This window comes from Streptomyces sp. NPDC005070, assembly GCF_053600395.1.
Window position 1 is genome coordinate 1 of sequence record NZ_JBSFZS010000234.1, and the last position, 6177, is coordinate 6177.

General features: G+C 70.6%; 6 protein-coding genes. 2 read left to right on the forward strand and 4 right to left on the reverse strand.

Features of this window, described 5'->3' with window-relative positions; all coding sequences use genetic code 11:
* Positions 1-117: 117 nt before the first annotated feature.
* From ACWEBX_RS36410 to ACWEBX_RS36425, 4 genes are all read right to left on the reverse strand, one after another.
* The gene (locus tag ACWEBX_RS36410; protein WP_451889027.1) at positions 118-1836 is read right to left on the reverse strand and encodes an ABC transporter substrate-binding protein; all 1719 of its coding nucleotides are present in this window, start codon (positions 1834-1836) and stop codon (positions 118-120) included.
* 200 nt (positions 1837-2036) lie between these two features.
* Positions 2037-2129 (reverse strand): Ms4533A family Cys-rich leader peptide, encoded by a 93-nt coding sequence (locus ACWEBX_RS36415; RefSeq protein ID WP_318658278.1) that lies wholly within the window; start codon positions 2127-2129, stop codon positions 2037-2039.
* Positions 2130-2184: 55 nt separating this feature from the next.
* A complete protein-coding gene (locus ACWEBX_RS36420; protein WP_451889028.1) occupies positions 2185-3750 on the reverse strand; it encodes a DUF3152 domain-containing protein in 1566 nt (521 codons plus the stop codon).
* Between the two features lie 8 nt (positions 3751-3758).
* A complete protein-coding gene (locus ACWEBX_RS36425) occupies positions 3759-4748 on the reverse strand; it encodes an alpha/beta fold hydrolase (RefSeq protein WP_451889029.1) in 990 nt (329 codons plus the stop codon).
* Positions 4749-4907: 159 nt separating this feature from the next.
* Between ACWEBX_RS36425 and ACWEBX_RS36430 the strand changes: the two genes are divergently transcribed.
* Positions 4908-5126 (forward strand): hypothetical protein, encoded by a 219-nt coding sequence (locus tag ACWEBX_RS36430; RefSeq protein ID WP_451889030.1) that lies wholly within the window; start codon positions 4908-4910, stop codon positions 5124-5126.
* A 240-nt stretch (positions 5127-5366) separates the two neighbouring features.
* Complete coding sequence (locus ACWEBX_RS36435) at positions 5367-6008, forward strand: TetR/AcrR family transcriptional regulator (protein ID WP_451889031.1); 642 nt, start codon at positions 5367-5369, stop codon at positions 6006-6008.
* The last annotated feature ends 169 nt before the right edge of the window (positions 6009-6177 follow it).

A 6177-nucleotide genomic window follows, 5' to 3' on the forward strand; every position in this document is an offset into this window, starting at 1 on the left:
CTCTCCCTCCCGCGCCGCCCCCGCGGGCGCCCCCCCACCGCCCGGCCCCCGCCCCCCCCGGCGGGCCACGCCCCCGCCGCGGGGGCCGGGGAGGCGACAAGTGCCTCGCTCACGGCGCTACTTCACCGCGACCTGGGAGATGTCCAGAACGCCGGTCCAGTCGCTGATCACGATGTTCTTGACGCCCTCGCCGTACAGGCGCTTGTAGACGGGGTGGAACAGCGGCACGGTCAGCGACTGCGCGCCGATCTTCTTGTCCAGTGCACCCCAGCGCTTGGCGGCCTCGTCGAGATCGGTCAACTTGTTGATCGCGTCGATCTCGTCATTGACCGACGTGTCGTCGAGGAAGCCGGAGTTGAAGTTGGCTCCGTCCTTCACGATCTGCCGGCCGTCGAAGATCGGGGCCAGGAAGGGGCCGCCGGAGGGCCAGTCGGCACCCCAGTGGGCGAGGAAGAGGCCCGGCTCGTCCTTCGCGCTGTGGATCTTGTCGCTGTAGTCGTTCTCCTCGAGACCCTGGAGCTTGACCGTGATGCCGGCCTTCTTGAGCGCGTCCTGGATCGCGGTCGCTATCTCGGGGCTGGTCTCGAAGTCCTTGCTGTTGGAATGCGTGAGCGTGATGCTCAGACCGTTCTTGTAACCGGCCTGCGCCAGCAGTTCCTTGGCCTTGGCCGCGTTGCCGGAGGCGCCCGCCGGGAAGAGGTCGTAGGGCGTGTAGCCGAAGGACTTCTGGTTCGGCAGGTACGTCGTCGCCGGCTCGGCGAGGGACGAGCCGCCCGCCGCGTTGATCACCGAGGTGCGGTCGATGGCGTACGAGATCGCCTGGCGCACCTTCGGGTTGTCGAACGGCTTCACCTTCGGGTTGAAGGCGAGGTAGTTCGTGTAGCCGAAGTGCCCGGTGCCGACGCGCGAGGCCAGCTCCTTGTCCCCGGTCACCTTGGCGAGCTCGGCCGGGCCGAGGTTGGTGTCCGTGGTGACGGCGGTGGCGTCGGCGCCCTGGGAGGAGGACAGCCGCTGGTTGATCACGGAGGAGTCCAGGCCGGACCGTACGTCGATCTTGTCCGCGTATGCCTTGCGCTCGGCGTCGGTCGACGCGGACCAGTACGTGTTGCGCTCCAGGGTGAGCCGCTCGCCGTCGTTCTCGTTCTTGACGACCTTGTACGGCCCCGAGGAGACCGGGTGCTCCTCGTACTTCGTGCCGGTGTCCTTGGCCTTGGGGACGGGCGTGAACTGCGTCTGCGTGGCCAGGTAGGGGAACTCGCCCTCGGGCTTGTTCAGGTGGAAGACGATGGTCAGCGCGTCCGGCGTCTCGATCGAGTCGAGGCCCTTCTTGTCCTTGTAGGGACCCTGGTAGTCGGCGCCGCCGATCAGCCAGTCCCTGAGGTAGGGCGCGCCGCCGGAGAGTTCCGCGGCGAAGGAGCGCTCGATGCCGTACTTGATGTCGGCGGAGGTGATCGGCGTGCCGTCCTCGTACTTGAGGCCCTTCTTCAGGGTGTACGTCCACACGGTCGCGTTCTCGCTCGCGCGGCCGGTGTCGGTGGCGAGGTCGGGCACGACCTCGGCGCCGGCGGCCCCGTTCTCACGGTTGCGGGTGGTGAGCGTGCGGAAGACGAGCGAGGGCACGTTGCCGCCGCCGGAGGTGTAGAGCCGCGCGGGGTCGAAGTCCGACTGCGGATTGGAGTTCAGGACGGTGAGCGTGCCGCCCTTGTGGGGCTTTGAGTCGCCGCCGGAGCTCTTGGCATCGTTGTCCTTCGGCCCGCAGGCGGCGGCGCCCGCTGCCACGATCAGGCTGACGGATGCCGCGGCCACGCGGCGCGCTGTGACGGACGGTTGACGCATCGGAAGACGACCTCTCGGATGACTCGAATACTGAGACGGAATGACACGGAGTGAGACGGCAGAGCGCAGAGCTCGCCCAGGGCGTCAGGCGTCGGAGTCCGACCGGACCGAAAGGGGCACGGGCGCGCGGAACCGCGGAGGTTCAGGGGCGCACGGAAACAAGACGGGAAGGAAAGCGACGCACTCGCCGGGGGCGGGCGTCAGCAACAGTGGATGTCGGCCACGCAGAGCGCGGTCACGCCGATGAGCGCCAGCTCGATGGCGGCGCGAACGGAGGCGTGACGGGAGGACATGCGGAAAATATGAACGATCTTTTTCCGCATGTCAAAGCGATGCGTGCGCTTTCCGTCAACTCCCGGGATAGGGCCATGGGTTGGGTCGGCAGTGAATTCCGTCGTGGTCCAGGAACTTGGTCTGCTGCTGCATGACCGGGGCGAGATCGCCGTCCTTCTCGCAGGTGACGTGGCCGTATCCGAGCCGGTGGCCGACCTCGTGGTTGATCAGCATCTGCCGGTAGGCGTGAATCTCGTCACCGAAACCGTAGGTCTTGGAGCCCTGGGCCCAGCGGTACGCGTTGATCATGACGCGCTCGGTGGACGCCGAGTCGCACGACACGTTGTCCTCCGTCGTGTCGAGCCCCGACTTGGCGCACCACTCGGCGGTGGTGCCGGGACTCGCCAGCGTGATGACGAAGTCCGGTTCGCCGGAATCGACCCGCTCGAAGGTCCGGGCGCCGCCGTGCGCCCAGCTCCGTTTGTCGTTCAGGGTCTTCTGCACGGCGTCGGCGAAGAGCGCGCCGTCGAGATCGAGACCCTGCTCGATGTCGACGCGGTAGGTGTATTTGTGTCCCTTGCCGGGCGCCTTGGCTACTCCGGGCACCGCGTCGAACTTCCCCGACGCCTTGAGCTTCGCCCCGAGCGGGTACGTCCTGGCCATCTGCTGGGCGTACGTCAGGGGCGCCGCGGCCACCTGCGGCTGCCCCGACTGGGTCGGCCGGTCGTCGCCGCGCGAGGTGGAGTCCTGGGTCGTCCGGCCGCCGCTCTCGGCGGTCTGCGCCCGCGCGTCGGCGTCGTGCCCTCCCGTGGCCATCTGCCCGGCCACGACGACGGCCAGCACGGTGGTGACGGCTGCCGCCGCGATCCCGGTGAACGCCCATCCCTTGCGGGCCTTGCCCTCGTCCTGGTCGCCGGTCTCCGGCAGCGGGCGGTCACCGGTGCCGGTGGACCGGGTGTTCCGGTCGGCAGAGCCGTCGCGCCCGGCACGGGAGCCGGCCCTCCGCCCCGCCGCGCCGTCGTCCGGCCCCGCGTCGAGGTCGAACGCGTCGACGTACGCCTGCCGGGGTCCGGCCACGGCCTGCTGACGCTGCCGGGGCACCCGCGCCCCTGCGGGCGCGCCCCGAGAAGCCCCGCCGGCCCCGGACTCCCCCCAGCCGCCGCCCTGTTCACGCTGCTCGGGATGCCCGCCCCGGACCTGGGGCATTCCATGGGCGGGGGTCCCGTCGGGAAGGCGCGGGCTTCCGTGGGCCGGGGTGCCGTCAGGAAGACGCGGGGTTCCGTGGGCGGGGGTGCCGTCGAAGGAACGCGGCACTCCACGCGCCGGGGTGCCCTCCTGGAAGCGGGGAACGCTTGGGGCGGGGGTCCCGTCGGCGTAGCGCGGTACCCCACGTGCGGGAGTGCCGTCCGCCACCCGCGGGAAACCGTGCGCCGGAGTCCCGTCGGGAAGGCGTGGTGCGCTCTGCTGCGGGGGGCCGCTCGCGGGCGCGTAGGGGCCCAGGGATCCGGGTGGGCGTGTCGTCGCGCGGCGGGCGGCGTCCGGGCCCGGTGCCGGCGCGGGTGCCGCCTCCTCCGCCGGAACCGCTCGCGTCCGCGGGGTGTCCGTCTTGCCGGCCCGCCCCCGACGACTGTGTCGTCCCACTTCCCGCCTCAGCTCTCCACGCCGACTGCCACCGAAGAGGTCAACTCCCCCAGGTCCGCCAGGAGTTCACGGAAGGCGGTGGCGACCGTCCCCGGATACTCCATCATGGCGACGTGCCCCGCCTCCGGCAGGGACAGCAGCCGGGAGTCGCGGAACGCACGGGCCGCGCGCTGGGCCATACGGTAGCCGACAAGTTGGTCCCGGCCGCCGTAGACCAGGAGCGTCGGGGCGAGCACCCGTTCGGCCTGACGCCACAATCCGTGCTGCCCGCCGAGCGTGTAGGCGTTCACGACACCACGCGCGGAGCGTGCCATGGCGTCCCAGAAGTAGGGCAGGGCGAGCCGCCGTTCCATCTCCTCGACCGCGTGGCGGAAACCCTCCGGAGTGACGATGCCGGGATCGCCGTAACAGAGGGCCAGCACCCCCCGTACGCGCTGCTCAGCGCTCCATTCCTTGGTGAGCTTCGTGAACAGTCCCGCCACCCCGGGCACCGCGAGCAGCGCGGTCGGCCAGGCAGTGCGCTGGGCCCGGATCTCGGGCAGCGCGGGAGACACCAGCGTGAGCGTCCGGACGAGATCCGGCCGCACGGCCGCGACGCGCGTCGTGACGGCTCCACCGAGGGAATTGCCGAAAAGATGTACTGGCCCGCGTCCGGACGCGTCGAGATGGCGGATGACCGCGCGCGCGTGTCCGGTGACCGAGTAGTCGCCGTCGTCCGGCGGCGGCGAGTCGCCGAAGCCCGGCAGATCGAGGGCCTCGCTCTCCACGAGCCCGTCGAGCTCGGACATCAGCGCCGACCAGTTCTGCGAGGAGCCGCCCAGACCGTGCACGTACAGCGCGGGCGGGAGTCCCGCACGGACCGGCGGCCTCGACCGGATCGTCAGGGTGATGCCGGGCAGCCCGACCGATCGCAGTCTCTCCCCATCCGCGACCCTGACGGCGCCGACCCGCGGCGTGACACTCGCGGCCGGCGCGGAAGGAAGTTCGGTCGAAGACATGCCGCAATGTTACGAGACGATCACGCCGGGGCTCATGTGTTCGCCGTCACAGATCGCGGGCGGATCGCATAGCGTCCGGATCGCGTGTCTCCTAGGCTTCGAACGAGGGCACTCGTCCGGCATACAGGAGCGCACTCGTACCGTTCGGGATGAGGAACCATGACAGTCGACCCGACAGACCCCGGAACGTTCGACGACCAGTTCCGGGAGATTCCCGACGCGGAGGCCCCCGAGGCCGACGCCGCAGAGCAGTCCGCCGAGCTGGACCCCGCGGACGACGTCGACCCGGAACCCTCGGGCGACCGCCTCAACGCCGACGACGCGGATCTGGCCGAGCAGGCCCGGGTCGTCCGTCTGAACGAGGACGACTACAGGTGACCCGTCGTCCGCGCGCGGAACGACCCCCTCTGCGAGCCGGTATCCACAGGTGACCCGAAGGCGCTGATCAGGGCCGCCGAGGCGCCCGGGTGCCCAGCTCGTCCCCTTCGGCACACTGTGCGCCGTCCCGCTCGGGGTCCGGTCCGTGAAATTCTGCGCTCGCACCGCACACAGCAGGGTTACCGAAAAGTACGATGGCGGCGCGGCGCACACCGCACATGGACAACATTGGGAGGCGGCGTGACAGCCATCGAGCAGACAGAGGCAGCACGCCCGCGGGGCACTCGCCTGCCGCGCCGTGCCCGGCGCAACCAGCTCCTCGGCGCCGCCCAGGAAGTTTTCGTTGCGCAGGGATATCACTCGGCCGCCATGGACGACATCGCCGAGCGCGCGGGCGTCAGCAAGCCGGTTCTCTACCAGCACTTCCCGGGCAAGCTCGATCTGTACCTCGCCCTGCTCGACCAGCACTGCGAGTCGCTGCTCCTGGCGGTACGGGCGGCTCTCGCGTCGACCACGGACAACAAGCTGCGCGTCCGCGCGACGATGGACGCCTACTTCGCGTACGTGGAGGACGACGGCGGCGCGTTCCGGCTGGTCTTCGAGTCCGACCTGACCAACGAGCCGGCGGTGCGCGAGCGCGTCGACAAGGTGACGCACGAGTGCGCCGAGGCGATCTGTGACGTGATCGCCGAGGACACGGGTCTCTCGCGCGCGGAGTCGATGCTCCTGGCCTCGGGCCTCGGCGGTCTGGCCCAGGTGGTGGCCCGTTCCTGGCTGCACAGCGACCGCAGCGTCGCCCGCGACCAGGCGGTCCAGCTTCTGACCTCGCTCGCCTGGCGGGGCATCGCGGGATTCCCGCTGCACGGCACCGACCACCACTGATCCGCCGGGCCGGCGCACCGCCGGTCCATCGGATCACCGGATCACCGACGCGGAGGAAGCGGCCGGGGGCGCGCCCCCCGGCGGGGGGGTGGTGGGCGCGGGGGTGTGGGGCGGGGGGTTCCCGGGGGGGGGGGGGGGGCCCCCCCCCGCGCGTCATTTTTTTTGGGTT